Genomic DNA, 16611 nt, shown 5'->3' with positions numbered 1-16611 from the left:
ATTTTGCTAACATAGAGGTAAATTAACGGAGGCTTCTCATGAGTTCAGCGAACTTTTGAGAGGCTTCTTTTTTCATTTCTTGCGTTACTTGGAGATATACATTCTTCGTAATTTGATCGTCAGTATGACCCAAAGGATCCATGATTTGTTCGAGACTGACACCTGCCTCGGCAAGTAGTGATGTAGTGTTCTGAATTTTGACAAAATAATGATTGCGTTTTCATAATTATGGGCTTATAATAAATTTACGAAAGCGGTTTCAGTAAATGAGAAACTGAAACAACAAACTACCAACAGCAATAAAGCTACAAAAAAGCTTTAAATAGTAAAATGGCAACAAATAAGTAAGAACAATTATTATATTTTTTTGCTGATTACGAAAGCGGTTTAGTAATCTTGTATTTTTTTATGAATTACGAAAGCGGTTTAGTGTAAATTATATTTTTTGTTAGATTATGAGAGGGGTTAACATCATGGCGATTATACAATTTCCAAAAGAAATGAAGTGGGGAGTTGCGACTGCTTCCTACCAAATTGAAGGTGCTGTGAAGGAAGGTGGAAGAGGGCTTTCTATTTGGGATACATTTTCTAAAAAACCAGGTAAGGTCGTAAATGGTGATAATGGGGATGTAGCTTGTGACAGCTACCATAGATATGATGAGGACATAGAAATAATGAATGACCTTGGCGTCGACTATTACCGTTTCTCTGTTGCATGGCCAAGAATTTTTCCAAGTGGAACTGGAGAAGTAAATCGAGAAGGGTTAAATTACTATCACAACTTAGTAGATCGGTTACTAGAAAAAGGTATTGAGCCGATGTGTACACTTTATCACTGGGACTTGCCACAGGCTTTACAAGATAAAGGTGGTTGGGATAACCGCGAAACGATTGATGCCTTTGTAGAGTATGCAGAGGTAATGTTCAAAGAGTTTGAAGGGAAAATTAAATATTGGATCACATTTAATGAACCTTGGTGTGTTTCATTCTTATCAAATTATATCGGAGCACATGCTCCTGGTCATAGAGATCTTCAGTTAGCGGTGAATGTAGCTCACCATTTACATGTAGCACATGGTAAAACGGTCATTCGTTTTAGGGAATTTGGGTTAGAAGGAAAAATTGGCTACGCTCCCAATGTAGAGTGGAATGAACCGTTCAGCGAAAGACAAGAAGATATTGACGCATGTAACCGTGCAAATGCTTTCTTCATTGATTGGTTCCTTGATCCAGTATTCAAAGGATCTTATCCACAATATATGGTTGATTGGTTTGCAACAAGAGGTGCTACTTTAAATATTCAAGATGGTGATATGGAAATTATTAATCAACCAATCGATTTACTTGGTATTAATTACTATACAGGTAGTGTTGGAAGATACAAAGCAAATGAAGGTTTGTTTGACCATGAAAGAGTTGATACAGGCTACCAAAAGACGGATATTAGTTGGAACATTTACCCTGAAGGATTCTATAAAGTGTTAACTTATATTAGTAAAACGTATGGGGATGTGCCAATTTACATTACTGAAAATGGTTCTTGCTACAACGATGAGCCTGAAAATGGACAGGTTAAAGACAATAGACGTACAGATTATTTGAAACAGCATTTAGTTTCATTAAACCGTGCAATGGAGAATGGAGTAAACATTAAAGGTTACTTGACTTGGTCATTATTAGATAACTTTGAGTGGGCAGAAGGATACTCTATGCGTTTCGGAATAGTTCATGTAAACTACCGCACGCTCGAACGTACGAAAAAAGACAGCTTCTATTGGTACAAACAGACAATTACAAATAATTTCTTTGAAGTATAAGATCTAATCTAGTATGTTAGCTCGGAGTGTCAACTCACATTATAGGGGGAAAATTGGCGCTTCGGTTTTATAATATATACTACAATAGCGCTTTAGTATTAAAAAGATTATTTTTTATAGTTTGAAGTAAGCGCTTACGAGTTAGGTGGATTATATCGAGAGATCACCATCACATTTAAATCTTGCCTGTTGGTATCCTGGTCTTTTGAGGGGGTGAGGAAGTAGAGCGGTAATTAGACTTACTTGTCATAAAAGTTTTTCAATAAAATTTAATTTTCCAGGGGGGAAAACAAAATGAAAAAGTTTTGGAAACTTGCAGCAACATCAGTTCTAGCTGTGTCTTTATTAGCAGCTTGTAATAATAATACTAGTAGTAATAATGCTGGTACTGATACATCTACTGAAAAAATCGGTAGCGGTGAGGTGGAATTAGTATTCTGGGAGTTTGGGAATACGGGATACGATAAATTAATTGAAGAATATGTAGAGGATAATCCACATGTTTCTATTAATCTTCAAAATAGTGATATGAATGACTTACATGACAATCTATTTACATCTATTTCTGCAGGTTCCGGTGCACCAGATATTACAATGATTGAAGAAGCGCAAATTGAGAGATATCGTAACGCGGAGCACGCGTTTGCAAACCTTTTCGACTTTGGTGCAGCTGATATAGCAGACAACTACCTTGATTGGGTATGGCAGAATGGAGAAAATGCAGCTGGAGACTTCTTATTCGGATTACCAACGGATATCGGTCCAACTGTAATGTTCTATCGTACAGACGTATTTGAAGAAGCAGGCTTTGACTCATCACCAGAAGCTGTTTCAGAATTAATTACTACTTGGGAAGACTTCGAAAATGTAGCGAACGAAATAAAAGAAAAAACTGGTAAGTTAATGACTGACTCTGGTGAGCTTGTTTACAATGCAAGACGTGACCAATCAACTCAACAATATTTCAATACGGACAATGAGTTAATTATTGATAAGCACAACCAAATTAAAGACGCATTTAACTATGTAGCGGATTTATTTGAGCAAGATCTAGTAGGAGATATTCCTTTATGGACTCCAGAATGGTTTGGAGGTATGGGTGAAGGGACTTATGCAACAATGTTGGCACCAGCTTGGATGCAAGGTGTAATTAAAGACAACTCTCCTGAAGAAGGTGTTTGGTCTATTACAACAATGCCAGAAGGCGCTGGTAACTGGGGTGGATCTTATCTAGCGGTTCCAGCTGAATCTGAAAATGCTGAAGAAGCTTATAAATTTATCGCTTGGTTAACAGCACCTGAGCAACAATTAAAAGCATTCTTAGGTTACGGTTTATTCCCATCTTCACCAGCTGTATATGAGATGCCTGAGTTTATGGAATATGAAGATGCATACTTCGGTGGAATTGCAACGGCACAAGTATTCTCTGAAGCTGCACAACAAGTAGAGCCGGTTTACAAAGGTAGATTATATTACCCAGTAGATGACGAAATGAAACAAGCACTTGATAACGTTTCTGCTGATAGCGATCGTGATCAAGAGTGGAAAGAAGCACTTGATAGAATTCAACTTATTCTAGACAGATAGATTATATTTTATAGGGTATGGCAACTGCTTGTCATACCCTATAAAAAAGTAATCTTGTTGGTTCGGATTAAAATGACTTGTTTCGAGAGTGGCTTCTATCACTTCCATACCTCTGGGTGTGGTGGTCGATATAGGACATTCTCGAAAACCAACAAGAGGTTGCCAACATATATCTTATTTCCGTAAGGGGGTTTAAAGGTGGATACAACTAAAAAGCCTAAACGTTTATCCGAGAAAAAGCGTACTGCTTTATCAGCATATTTATTTATCTCTCCATTCTTCATCTTATTTGCCATTTTTGGGTTGTTCCCTATGATATTTAGTTTCTATTTATCTTTTTTTCGCTGGGATGGTTTAAATCCGATGGAGTTTAATGGTTGGAAAAACTTTTCATTTATTTTTAACGACCCTGTGTTTTTCTCTTCCATTAAGAACACATTCCTTATTGGGATTATGGGAACGGTTCCTCAAATCGTGGCAGCATTACTAATTGCCTTTGCATTAAACTCGGCATTATTACGTTTTCGTAACACATTTCGTACGTTGGTATTTTTACCGTATATTACATCAATTGTATCAGTAGCAATTATATTTGGACTTATTTTTAATAATCAACCTTTCGGGTTTGCGAACTATATATTAAGTTTCTTTGATATTGGCCCTATTCGTTGGAATGCTGAATATTGGCCAGTTAAAATCGCCATTGCGACCATGGTATTTTGGAGATGGGTAGGATATAACACGATTATCTTCTTAGCTGGTATGCAAAGTATTCCTAAAGAGTTATATGAAGCAGCAAAAATAGACGGGGCAACAGTTGGTCAGCAAATTCGACTTATCACCTTACCAATGTTAAAGCCGATTACAATGTTCGTCGTGTTCACAGCAACAATCGGAAGTTTGCAGTTATTCACGGAGCCGTTGATTTTCTTAGGCAGAGGCTTACGTGAAGAAGGTATTACAGTGGTTGCATACCTTTGGAGAGACGCGTTTGTGTATAACTCCTTCGGAACAGCATCTGCAGCAGCAATTGTACTATTCTTAATCATTATCACGTTAACTGCAATTAACTTACTAATTACAAATCAAATTGGACGTTCGAAAAAAGTTAGCTAGGGGGGACCTAAATGGCAGGGAAAAGAGAAGTAGGACAAGGGAAATTCTCACCTAAAAAATTATTAGTATATGTAAGCTTAATCATTGGTTCTTTAGTTTCCCTTTTTCCGTTTTACTATATGTTCGTAATGGCTACTCGATTAAATAGAGAGATTAACCAAGTACCGCCTCCGTTTACTCCAGGAAAACACTTGGTAGAAAACTTTCAGAAAGTGTTAAGCAGTATTGATTTTTTTGGAGCGATGTGGAACTCCTTTTTCGTAGCAACGACCGTAACGTTAGGGACTCTATTTTTATGCTCTCTAGCAGGTTACGCATTCGCGAAGCTTGACTTTAAAGGAAAAAGTATTTTGTTCGGGATGATTTTAGTCACGATGATGGTCCCACCACAATTAGGCTTAATTCCGCAATATTATATCATTACGAAGTTAGGTTGGTTAAATGATTTTAGAGCGATTATTATCCCTGGTTTAATTAATGCATTCGGTATCTTTTGGATGAGACAATATATAAAAGATGGTGTACCTTATGAAATCATGGAAGCGGCAAAAATCGATGGTTGTTCAAACTTCCGTATTTATTGGAATATTGTTGTACCAATGATTTTACCAGCATTCGCGACGTTAGGAATTATCGTCTTCATGGCAGTATGGAACGACTTCTTATGGCCGCTAGTAGTGTTAAGAGATCCATCTATGCATACACTACAAGTTGCGTTACGCTCTTTAAATGATGCTCGTCTATTAGATTATGGTATGATTATGTCCGGAACATTCTGGGCGACAGTACCGCTGCTAATTGTATTCCTGTTGTTCAACCGTTTATTTATCCAAAGTTTATCTGAAGGTGCGGTTAAGTAATACGGTGTTTTTGGAAAAAGGTACAATAGTAGAAAAGTGAATATATAATAAATGAATCTAGAATCTATCTTACCAATAAATAGGGTTGGCTATGAAGCGATGAAAATAGTTTTTTAGCCGACGCTATCATTTCGAGGTGATACAGTTGGGGAAGTTAATTGTTCAAATTGCCGAGTTTATTTATAAATTTACCGCGCTAAATATTTTGTGGGTGTTTTTCTTTCTATTAGGATTAGGCGTTTTTGGCTTTATGCCTTCAACCGTAGCGTTATTTCGAGTGGTGAGAGAATGGATCAAAGGCGAGAAAGACTTCTATTTATTTAGAAATTATTTTAAGTTTTATAAACAAGAGTTTATCCGTTCTAATATCAATGGTGTAATTTTCTTACTATTACTTTATATTATTTATGTAAACTTTACGTTTGTTTCTTACTTTTACGATGAATCTATACATTTCTTTATATACTTAGTCATTTTCGGGATTTCAGCAATTGTATTAATGACTTTTGTAAATTTATTTTCAGTGATGGCTCATTTTGAATTTAAAACATTAAAGTACATGAAAGTAGCAGTTGGATTAGTGTTTGCTAGTCCGATTAATACAATCATGCAACTAGTGTGGTTAGCTGCTTACTTCTTAGTTGCAATTAATTTACCGAAACTATTTATACTAATTGGAATTAGTGTTTTTGCATACGTACTAATGAGTATCAACTATTCCGTGTTTAAAAAATATAAAGCAGTATAGCCTATCAACAACGTGATGTGGAGGAGCGGGGGAATAAAATGGCCACTATATATGATATTGCTAAAAAGACAGGCTATTCAATCAGCACTGTTTCTAAAGCATTAAACAATCGTTCCGATGTAGGAGAAAAAACAAAAAAAATAATAAATCAAGCGGTAGAAGAATTGGGGTATTTTCCAAGCTCTAGCGCGAGAACGTTATCAACGAAAAAGTCGTGGACGATTGGAGTCGTATTCGTCGAGGACTCTGGAATTGGCATGGAGCACCCATTTTTCAATGCGGTGATTGAAAGCTTTAAGAAAAGTGCGGAGAAAGAAGGATATGACCTTCTTTTCGCCTCTAATAAAATAGGGAAAGAAGCCCGTTCTTATTTAGATCATTTTATGTACCGAGGAGTAGACGGAGTAGTGGTCGTTTGTTCAACTTTAAATACACCAGATATAGAAAAGCTAATGGAATCAGATATCCCCTCGGTCGTTATTGATTTAGATACTAGAGGAGTTAGTGTAGTTTTTAGTGATAACCTTCATGGAAGTGAGCTGGCAGTCGATTATCTGTTTTCACTTGGTCATCGAAAAATTGCCCATATTGCTGGTAGTGAGGAATTGTACGTCGGTGTTCAACGTCTGAAGGGATATACTCAAGCGATGGAAAAACATGGCCTTACCGTTCCTAAAGGATACGTAGCAGATGGTGGATACTTTACGTATGATGGTGGAAAAAAGGCGATGGAAAAATTATTAAAACGTAAGGATCGCCCGACAGCTGTTTATGTTGCTGGGGACTTAATGGCAATTGCTGCGATTGATGCCATTAAAGGGAATGGCTTAAACGTTCCAGAAGATATTTCAGTTGTAGGCTTTGATGATATTCAGATGGCTCGTTATATTTCTCCGGGGCTAACGACAATTCGGCAAGATACGACGTTGATAGGGAAGACGGCTGCGAATATGTTGTTAGATCAAATTAATAACAAAAAAAAGCAATTTATGTCTGTGAAGATACCGGTTTCTCTTATGGAAAGAGATTCTTGTAGACCAATATAAAAATATTGGTCTATGGTCCTTTTATTTATTTTGTTGCTTTCGAAAGTGGGTTCATGGAGTTGTTTCAGAAGGTAGAGAGCGAAGTAGTTGGCGAGTTAGCTTCGTCACAAGAACTCGCGATTAGCGCTTATCTAACACTGTTGATTTGATTATAAGTGAATTTTTTTTATTACGATTAATAAGGAGTTAACTCATTTTGCAAAACTTACAAGGGAAAAATGCTCTAGTCACTGGTGGGTCAAGAGGGTTAGGAAAGGTCATTTCTGCCACTTTAGCAGAAGCTGGTGCAACGGTCATTGTAAACTATGCACATAATACGAAGTTAGCAGAGGAAACAGTTCATACTATTACCGCGGCTGGAGGAAAGGCGCTTGTCATTCAAAGCGATATTACGAACGAAGAGGCTGTGCATAAACTTGTTCAAGAGGTAGAGGAAAAGCTAGGAGGAACAATCGACATCCTAGTGAATAACGCAACAGGGCCACAACCGGAGTTATCTATAGAAGAGAGTTCATGGGAAGATTATTTGAATCAGTTAAACTTCTTTGTGAAAGCCCCTTTGTTTCTAGTGAAAGCAGTGTTACCCGGAATGAAGGAAAAAGGAGAAGGCCGTATTATTAATATAGGAAGTGAGGTAATAACGTTAGGGAATCCTAATTTTTCATCCTATGTTACGGCTAAATCTGCTCAACTCGGGATGACACGGTCATGGGCAAATGAATTAGGCCCTTTCGGCATTACAGTAAACTTGTTAAATCCAGGATTTGTACCAGTAGAAAGGCATGAAGGAATCGATGCAAGTGAATATGCCAAGAGCGTGCCTTTACGAAGAGCGGGATTACCTAGTGATATTGCTTCAACAGTACTATTTTTAGCTTCTGATCAATCAAAGTTTATTACTGGGCAAGTGGTAACGGTGAATGGTGGAAATACGTTTGGTATATAGGTAAAGGGTTTAAAAGCATGCTTGTGAAAGATAGAGTATTATCACTTAGTAGACCTTTCTTAATGTATTGAAATATGAATAATCCCTTTTCAAAGAATGAAATGGGATTATTTTTGTTATTTCCTCATAGATTGCTGAGGGAAGGTTCTGGACTTCCTTCGACTACAATGAAGCAGAATCGTCCCTCTCCTTCCTAGGAGGGGTAAGTAAAGGGGGATAGGTTTAATGCATCCAACAGAAATAATAGAGTTAATGATTGTTGGGGTTGTAATTATGTTAATCGTAATTATTGCAACCTTTTTGAAAGGTAGATGGCGAAAGACTGGTTGGTTATTAGCGTTGGTTATATTGGTAGCTTATTGTATATTTTTTGTCGCTCGTCCTTTTTGGATCGATGGGCAAATTGATAAGAAGGTGCAATTACTAATACCTTACTTAGAAGAACATTATCCTGATGAAGAATGGACTATTTTCACTGTTCCTCACCATAAAGAAGGCTTTAAACACCGAAACCCATATTATATTGGTGTTGTTTTTGAAAATGAACCAGATGTTACTTATGATTATTGGGTAGAAAGTAAGGATAATATCTATCAAATTAGTTTTTTAACAAACAAAAGGTTAGAGGAATTAGACCATTTAGAATGATTCACCCCCCACTTTTAAAACCCCACAAAACTGGGTATAAAAACCCTATACGAATGTGAGGGAAAAGCCAAATGATAAGAATCGCCGGAATGACAAAGGGTCATCAAATTGACAAAAACATTAACATCGATAACCTCGATAGAAACGCTTATAAATGGATCTGGGTTGACTTCAACCAACCGTCTGAAGAGGAATTAAAACATTTAGAAAGTACGTTTCACTTCCACCCATTGGCGATAGAGGATTGTATACATAGACTGCAGCGGCCGAAGCTTGATCATTATGAGGATCATACGTTTTTCGTGACGCACAGTATTCAGCAAAAGGAAGACGAGCTTCATAAAGAGGAAGTGAATTTCTTTTTAGGGGAGAATTATGTCGTGAGCTATCACCAGGCACCTTCCAAAGAGGTGGACGAGGTGTGGGAGAGCCTGAACAAGCCACCAAAAGACGTGGAAAAGTGGGATGAATACTACGTGTTCTATGAAATTCTCGACAACATTGTAGATGATTATTTTCCGTTACTATATAAGCTGGAGGACCAGCTGGACAAAATCGAGGAAAACAACCAAGACAAATCAATGAATCAGCTGATGGAAGAGCTGTTCGATACGAGGTATTCTTTATTGGACCTACGACATACGATCAACCCAATGCGGGATCTGCTATACCGCATGCTCAATACGCATCGCCTGGATGGGGTGATGAAGAGGAAAGAGTATTTCGCGGATATTTATGACCATCTGCTGAAGCTCTCTGACATGATTACCTCCAACCGGGAATTGACGGCGGACATTCGGGATAATTACCTTTCCTTGAACTCCCATCAATCCAACAATGTCATGAAGGTCCTTACCATTATCACCTCCATCTTCGCACCATTGACTTTTATAGCGGGTATCTACGGCATGAACTTTCAAAATATGCCCGAGCTGACTTTTCATTACGGATACTTTGTCGCGCTTGGCTTCATGGCCGTCATGGGGGTAAGCTTGTTTATTTGGTTTAAGTGGAAGGGATGGTTTAAGTAGGCTCTTTTCTCAAGAATGTTGCTATTCACTAGTAAAAAGCCGGCAATTGGACTTTTTACAGTTTAGATACTCTAAAATAGGCATGCAAGCTTTCTTGTACAGCCAGGAAAAGAGCACGACTGCAAGGGATATAACGGTTTGTTTCTAAATACGAAAAAGCAACAGAGTATGCGAAAACAGCCTTTAAGTAAGATAACTCTGAAGGATTCGCCTACATTTAGCGTGAAGCGAGTATGAAACCTATACTCGTTTTTTATTTTGAAAATTACACAAAAAAAAACAGCATACCTAACCCCTCCGGAATAAGTATGCTGCCATGTTTGTTCCTCAAAAACTTAGTAAACCTTATCCCCATTAAAAATAGAGTTCTTCACAATCACATAATCTACGTGACGGATGGAGTCCAAAGTGGTCCCACCAGCGTAGGAAATAGAAGATTGAAGGTCTTGTTCCATTTCCGTTAATGTATCTTGTAAGGCACCTTTATGCTCGACGAACATTTTTTTGCCTTCTACGTTTTTCTTTTCGCCTTTTTGGAATTCGGAAGCGGATCCGAAATATTCTTTGACTAGCTTTCCGTTTACTTCGCTCGTTTCTCCTGGTGATTCTTCATGGCCGGCAAAAAGGGAGCCGATCATGACCATTGTTGCACCGAAACGTACGGATTTCGCGATATCACCGTGTGTACGAATTCCACCATCGGCGATGATTGGTTTGCTTGCTGCTTTTGCACATAAACGAAGTGCCGCCAACTGCCAGCCTCCAGTACCAAAGCCTGTTTTAATTTTCGTGATACATACTTTACCAGGACCAATCCCGACTTTAGTTGCATCAGCACCAGCATGTTCAAGTTCGCGCACCGCTTCTGGCGTACCAACGTTTCCAGCAATGACAAAGCTTTCTGGCAAGTGTTTTTTAATATGTTGAATCATATTGATAACAGCATTGGAATGCCCATGGGCAATGTCGATCGTGATGAATTCAGGAGTAATTCCTGCAGATGCAAGCTCTTCAACGAATTGATATTCTTCTTCTTTCACTCCAACACTGATGGAAGCGTAAAGACCTTTTGCATGCATGCTCTCGATGAATGCCTGACGCTTTTGTGGCTCAAAGCGGTGCATGATGTAAAAGTAGTTATTTTCAGCAAGATAAAGGGCAATCTTTTCATCAATGATCGTTTGCATATTAGCTGGCACTACAGGAAGTTTAAATTGACGGCCACCAAGTGTTACAGTGGTATCACACTCAGAACGGCTGTTAACGACACATTTATTTGGCACTAACTGAATATCTTCATAATCAAATACATTTTCCATGAGACACACTCCTAAAGAATAATTTTCATAGTAATGTTCGGTTAAATATCTACGCAACAAAAAATCCAGACTAAAAATGGGCAGAGTGAATCCACCCATTCGTAGTTAGGATTTCACGGCTCCTAGTAGAAACTCTTAGACCATATCTCTAAGAATATACGAATGAAACTAAATAAGTTATTTCAACACAAGTTTGATTATAAACGAACTTTTTCGTCATGTAAATGATTATTGTTCGTATTTTATTGAAAATTAGATAGGAATTTAAATGTTTTCACTCGAGGTGGTGATTTTTCCACTAATAAAGCATATAGAACACACTATTGTGATCTTTGGATTTTCCATGTGTCTTTTTTCCGTGAAGCAGTTTAGACTTAAAGAAAGAGGAGTCTGATTACGAAACACTCGAATCTTATATTTTAGTGAGAATAGTAATTTTTAATCAAACGTTTGATTAAATTGAATTTTGTTATTGGATTAACGGGCTTGAAAGTGGTTCGGGAAATATCGACTATTTTCGAAAGGTATATTGAAATACAAATATAGTGTAGTTACTCATTAAGGGGAGGATTAGATATGAATTTAGTAGAGAAAGCCATCGTTTTTGCAGCAGAGGCTCATAAGCAACAAACAAGAAAAGGAACAGAAACACCGTATATTACGCATCCTTTTTCGGTTGGGATGATGTTGCAAGGTGCAGGTTGCTCTGAAGAGGTGATTGCTGCGGGTATTTTACATGACACCCTGGAAGATACAGAAGCCACTTTTGAACTGCTGGTGGATGAGTTTGGTGTCCGTGTAGCAGATTTAGTTGTGGCTGCTTCCGAGCATGATGAGAACCTGTCATGGGAAGAAAGGAAACAACATACCATTGATATGTTAAAAGATGCATCCGCAGAAGAATTGCAAGTCATTGTTGCGGATAAGTTGCATAATTTACGCTCCATTCGAACGGACCTTAATGTAAATGGGGATATGATTTGGCAAAGATTTAATCGTGGGAAACAGAAACAACATTGGTACTATGCAAGCATTGTGAAAGCATTAGTTCCTAGAAAAGAAAGTTTTAAGCTAATCAGTGAATTGGAGGAGGAAGTTAAGGGGGTTTTCGGTTCTATAGAACTTTAGATGGAAAAGTAAGAGTGTGGAGCCATTTTTGATGAGCACGAAGCCTTGTTCACGGGAGTAGCGGATGAGTACAGGGTAAAGGTGGAAATAGAAGAAATCAACAACAAAGAGGAGGGGAATAATTGAAAAAAACAGTATTTATATTATTGTTAGCAATTATCTTAGGTGCTTGTGGTCTACAAAAAGAAAGAGTTAACGGAGCAGTGGATAATGAATCTATTGGGAAAGAACCCCCAGTATTACTGGTCCGTTCTAACAATAGTGAAGTCGCTGCAGTTCTAGGAGAATATAGTTGGTCTTTTGATAATGGAGACGGAACAGCTACTACTGTTAGTGTTGACTCAGATATACCCCCGAGAATAGTGAGGAATCAAACGACTCCATTTACTACTGAGCTGGACACTGAAATTCAATTGGATTTTGCTGAACCCCCACAAGAAATAAAAGTACATATATGGAACAATAGTCAAATGGAAAGAGAAGTTGATGTTGAAGGATCTACTTTTAACACAGATGAAAAGGGTTATATATTATACGAGATTATTGCTACCTGGGACCAAGGTTCTGTTCATTACGCAGTAAAACTAAATGTTCAATAATGAGGTCTTTTTAAATGAAAGGTGCGATACTTTTATAGAATATTGAGCTTTCATTAATGCAACAAATCCAACCAGGAAGCGTGTTGTAGTTTTAAAATTAAGGCACATGGAATTTTCCTTGTGCTTTTTCTATAGGGGTTGGATCTGAAATGAATTATATTTATGTAGTAATTTTTAAACAAACGTTTGATCAATTTGATTTTTAGTATTGTATTGGAGCGTTAAAAAATAGTTCGGCATACATCGACTATTTTTTCATAATATATTGAAATAGCTCTTTGGGTTTCAGGGGTTAGTAATTCGTGATGAATTGCATAAAACAAATTAGGAAAGGTTGTTATAAATATGGCTACAAAAAAGAATTCGCAAGCTTGGGCAGATGCTAAAAAGAGATGCCGGTTAAATGCGAGTGATATACAAATGGCTAAGGAGTTGGGGATGGCACCAAAGAGTTTGATAAAAAATATTCCAGGGCCTAATCAGAAATGGAAAGCTCCTGTTAAGGTTTGGATCCGTGATTTATATGAGGAAAAGTTCGGAAATGGCGGGAGTGGACAAAGCAGGGTAAGCAAGATTGATATGAGCTATTTAAAGGATCGGAATAGAGGGATGATTCTATTGTTGCTTCAGAAAATAAAAGAGTCTGGAGATCAAGCGTTTATCCCTTATCTGGAGTTATGGGAGAAGGTAGATTATAAAAAGGTAAGGGAAGAGATCCGGCAAACGATATTGAACAGAAAAGAACCAATTGATCATTCAGCTATAAAGGAAAGATCAGAATCAATTGAAGAAGCAATTGAGGGTTTGGAGCCGCATGATTTACTTCTAAAATGCTGGATATATGGAGATCGATTTGAATTTTCACGGGGAGAGCAGGAGTTTTTTTAGAAAAAGGGCTTTTCATACCCTGAAAAATGTAAGAGGTGCTGAGATAAAGAAGATTTTTTAGGTTGTTAATAAGGGTTTTAGACTTCAACTTTTACTGTGATAACATTGTTGTTTTAAGACTACTTGCCGTCCTTTTTCACTAAACTCTTCCTCTGTTACTATCACTTAGAAATCCCCCTTTTTTGACTTGGGTCGAGGAACCTGTCCCTGCTACTCATTTATAAGACTACTTCCTAGTCAATGGGGGTAGTCTTTTTTCGTGCTTTTATAAAGGTAAGTTGTCTTATGAAAAGTTTAGTTTATTGATTTGAATGATATATAAAAACGGCCACTCTCAGGGAGGTCGCAACTATTTACTAAAGCGCATTTTATTAATGCTTTTATAGTTTTTAATCTGCACTTCTTTAGAAAATGATTTTATTAGAGGTGTATATACAATACACAAAAAAATAACTTCAGCATTAAATATATATATAACTTTTTATATGGAGGTAATGATTTATGGGTGTATTATATATTGAGTGCGATTTTTCTTATTGTAAATACAGTAAAAAAAATAAATGTGGATGTTCCGCTTGTTGCCCAACACTGTGTCCACCAGGACCAGCAGGACCAATGGGACCTCAGGGACCTGTAGGACCTGCGGGACCAGTGGGTCCATCTGGACCTGAGGGAGAAGCGGGGCCAGCCGGACCACAGGGAGAAATAGGAGAAACAGGGCCAGCGGGGCCAGCCGGACCACAGGGAGAAATAGGAGAAACAGGGCCAGCTGGACCAGCCGGACCACAGGGAGAAATAGGAGAAACAGGGCCAGCCGGACCACAGGGAGAAATAGGAGAAACAGGGCCAGCTGGACCAGCAGGACCACAGGGAGAAATAGGAGAAACAGGGCCAGCTGGACCAGCCGGACCACAGGGAGAAATAGGAGAAACAGGGCCAGCTGGACCAGCCGGACCACAGGGAGAAACAGGAGAAACAGGGCCAGCTGGACCAGCCGGACCACAGGGAGAAACAGGAGAAACAGGGCCAGCTGGACCAGCCGGACCACAGGGAGAAACAGGAGAAACAGGGCCAGCTGGACCAGCCGGACCACAGGGAGAAATAGGAGAAACAGGACCAGCTGGACCAGCCGGACCACAGGGAGAAACAGGAGAAACAGGGCCAGCTGGACCAGCCGGACCACAGGGAGAACCAGGTGGGTTGGCTCAATATGGGTATATATACAACTTTACTCCTCAAACGGTAGAAATTGGGGATCCAGTACTTTTTGATTCAAATGGCGTTATTACATCGGGAATTCTTCATATTGCAAGCACCTCTACAATTGAGGTTGTTGAACAAGGAGACTACGAGGTTACTTTCTCGGTGTCAGGCACAGAGCCCAACCAATTCGCACTATTTTTAAATGCAGCACCGCTTCCGGAAACAGTCTACGGTTCAGGTGCTGGCACACAACAAAATAATGGTCAGGTGATTCTCACTTTAGCTGCAGGTGATGTCTTGAGCCTTCATAATTATTCCTCGTCTTCAGCAGTTATCCTTGCTTCTGTTGTAGGGGGCACTCAAGCGAACGTAAACGCTTCTATTGTCATAAAAAAATTAAATTAGCGCTCTGAAGAACTTTATTATCTACATGGATTTTCAACTTTTCCAAATTATAATTATAAAATTGCTTGTGAACTTCCCTTTGCGCTTTATGAAAAGGAGACAAAATATTGTCTTTAGCTATGTGATTAAAACAGGGTCTACAATACTCGCGGAAAATCAAGTCTACTGGTGGTATGTAGTGGTAGAAGATGAGCACACGGGACAATCAACTTCGGCTATCTGGACTTTTACGTGGGTGTGGTGGCGGATGGAGCCAAGTGATCCAAGTGAACCGTGAACCAGATCCTGTCGATCCAAGTAAGCCTGGCCCAGTAATTCCAAACCCAGAGCGGCCTGTAAAACCGGAAGAGCCGATTGAGGAAGACGAGCCAGGAGTGCCAGGTGAGGACGCGGAGAAGGAAAAGTAACAAAAACAAGAGAAGAAACGGAGTGGAGAAAAGCTTCCAACACCGCAACCAAACTATATAGCTTCTATGTAATCGGATTTATACTGCTGGTGATTGGAGCAGGGTGTTTGGTATATATGAGAAATAGAAGGAGAAGAGTATTATAGGTAGTTCAGTGAGACTCATGGAATCGTTCATGGGTCTTTTTTCTATAGGATAGCAGGTTGAAGTTTGATAATGAGAATATTTTATGTTTCTAAATAATCGTTAAACTATTCTCTTTGCACCTTTACCCTATACTCATCCACTACTTCAATGAACAATGCTTCGTTCGTCAATTTTTCCTTTGCAAAGGTCTGCACTAAACAGGTGCAAACTTTTTATTGAGTATTATACAGAAAACACAAAAAAACAGGCTCTATAAAAGAGCCTGCTTGCATAAACGATTTAAGATTAAGAAGCTTTTTGAACGTTGGAAGCTTGAGCTCCACGAGCACCTTGCTCAACGTCAAACGTTACTTTTTGACCTTCGTCTAAAGATTTGAAGCCATCACTTTGGATTGCGGAGAAATGTACGAATACATCGTCTCCATTTTCGCGTTCGATAAAGCCAAAACCTTTTTCTGCATTAAACCATTTTACTGTACCTTGTTCCATTTTTGTTGCCTCCTAGTGCGTTACCACACATTGTATTACTATCCTTGGCCAAAGTAGGATCAAGCTGAAAAGTTGTTTCATACTATCCTTTACACCGAACAAAAATAATTCTTCTTTATCATATCAGGAAACAAGAAAAATTGCAAATTACGGTGTTTAACTAAATAGAAAAATTTAAGGATCCCATTCTGTTATTTTCCCTTTATTGGTAATCCGACATGATTCCT

The 16611-nt window shown here is 38.5% G+C and carries 16 protein-coding genes and 1 riboswitch; of the genes, 14 read left to right on the top strand and 2 right to left on the bottom strand.

Annotation, left to right across the window (positions count from 1 at the left end; all coding sequences use genetic code 11):
• Positions 1–473: 473 nt before the first annotated feature.
• The 9 genes from AB685_RS20630 to corA all read left to right on the top strand — a co-directional run bounded on the left by AB685_RS20630 (position 474) and on the right by corA (position 9799).
• On the top strand, positions 474–1817 hold the full coding sequence (locus AB685_RS20630; RefSeq protein ID WP_047972472.1) for a GH1 family beta-glucosidase: 1344 nt from the start codon (positions 474–476) through the stop codon (positions 1815–1817).
• 294 nt (positions 1818–2111) lie between these two features.
• Positions 2112–3404 carry an ABC transporter substrate-binding protein gene (locus AB685_RS20625; protein ID WP_047972471.1) on the top strand — a complete coding sequence of 431 codons (1293 nt, stop codon included), beginning with the start codon at positions 2112–2114 and terminating at the stop codon, positions 3402–3404.
• A 198-nt stretch (positions 3405–3602) separates the two neighbouring features.
• Positions 3603–4520, top strand: coding sequence for a sugar ABC transporter permease (locus AB685_RS20620; RefSeq protein WP_047972470.1), 918 nt, complete (start codon positions 3603–3605; stop codon positions 4518–4520).
• Between the two features lie 11 nt (positions 4521–4531).
• The gene (locus tag AB685_RS20615; protein ID WP_047972469.1) at positions 4532–5380 is read left to right on the top strand and encodes a carbohydrate ABC transporter permease; all 849 of its coding nucleotides are present in this window, start codon (positions 4532–4534) and stop codon (positions 5378–5380) included.
• A 145-nt stretch (positions 5381–5525) separates the two neighbouring features.
• Positions 5526–6128: a DUF624 domain-containing protein gene (locus AB685_RS20610; RefSeq protein WP_047972468.1), complete on the top strand. Its 603-nt coding sequence runs from the start codon at positions 5526–5528 to the stop codon at positions 6126–6128.
• A gap of 38 nt (positions 6129–6166) precedes the next feature.
• Entirely contained in the window at positions 6167–7174 is a 1008-nt protein-coding gene (locus AB685_RS20605; RefSeq protein ID WP_047972467.1) for a LacI family DNA-binding transcriptional regulator, read from the top strand.
• A 196-nt stretch (positions 7175–7370) separates the two neighbouring features.
• Positions 7371–8120 (top strand): SDR family oxidoreductase, encoded by a 750-nt coding sequence (locus tag AB685_RS20600; RefSeq protein ID WP_241773352.1) that lies wholly within the window; start codon positions 7371–7373, stop codon positions 8118–8120.
• Positions 8121–8345: 225 nt separating this feature from the next.
• Positions 8346–8768: a hypothetical protein gene (locus AB685_RS20595; protein WP_047972465.1), complete on the top strand. Its 423-nt coding sequence runs from the start codon at positions 8346–8348 to the stop codon at positions 8766–8768.
• Between the two features lie 71 nt (positions 8769–8839).
• Complete coding sequence (gene corA, locus AB685_RS20590) at positions 8840–9799, top strand: magnesium/cobalt transporter CorA (RefSeq protein ID WP_047972464.1); 960 nt, start codon at positions 8840–8842, stop codon at positions 9797–9799.
• Between the two features lie 335 nt (positions 9800–10134).
• Here corA and guaC read toward each other — a convergent pair whose 3' ends face one another.
• Complete coding sequence (guaC, locus tag AB685_RS20585) at positions 10135–11118, bottom strand: GMP reductase (RefSeq protein WP_047972463.1); 984 nt, start codon at positions 11116–11118, stop codon at positions 10135–10137.
• An 82-nt stretch (positions 11119–11200) separates the two neighbouring features.
• Positions 11201–11300: riboswitch (purine riboswitch) on the bottom strand.
• Between the two features lie 394 nt (positions 11301–11694).
• Here guaC and AB685_RS20580 point away from each other — a divergent pair.
• The 5 genes from AB685_RS20580 to AB685_RS20555 all read left to right on the top strand — a co-directional run bounded on the left by AB685_RS20580 (position 11695) and on the right by AB685_RS20555 (position 15748).
• Positions 11695–12246, top strand: a complete 552-nt coding sequence (locus tag AB685_RS20580; protein WP_047972462.1) for an HD domain-containing protein — start codon at positions 11695–11697, stop codon at positions 12244–12246.
• 122 nt (positions 12247–12368) lie between these two features.
• Positions 12369–12845 (top strand): hypothetical protein, encoded by a 477-nt coding sequence (locus AB685_RS20575; protein WP_047972461.1) that lies wholly within the window; start codon positions 12369–12371, stop codon positions 12843–12845.
• 345 nt (positions 12846–13190) lie between these two features.
• Positions 13191–13733: a hypothetical protein gene (locus AB685_RS32170; RefSeq protein ID WP_241773351.1), complete on the top strand. Its 543-nt coding sequence runs from the start codon at positions 13191–13193 to the stop codon at positions 13731–13733.
• Positions 13734–14234: 501 nt separating this feature from the next.
• Positions 14235–15341, top strand: a complete 1107-nt coding sequence (locus AB685_RS20560; RefSeq protein WP_082153716.1) for a hypothetical protein — start codon at positions 14235–14237, stop codon at positions 15339–15341.
• A 188-nt stretch (positions 15342–15529) separates the two neighbouring features.
• Positions 15530–15748, top strand: coding sequence for a hypothetical protein (locus tag AB685_RS20555; RefSeq protein ID WP_047972460.1), 219 nt, complete (start codon positions 15530–15532; stop codon positions 15746–15748).
• Between the two features lie 432 nt (positions 15749–16180).
• Here AB685_RS20555 and cspC read toward each other — a convergent pair whose 3' ends face one another.
• A complete protein-coding gene (cspC, locus tag AB685_RS20550; protein WP_047972459.1) occupies positions 16181–16384 on the bottom strand; it encodes a cold shock protein CspC in 204 nt (67 codons plus the stop codon).
• Between the last annotated feature and the right edge of the window lie 227 nt (positions 16385–16611).

Source organism: Bacillus sp. LL01 (assembly GCF_001037965.1).
Note: the sequence above shows the minus strand (reverse complement) of the source record. Positions and strands in the feature narration are given on the sequence as shown.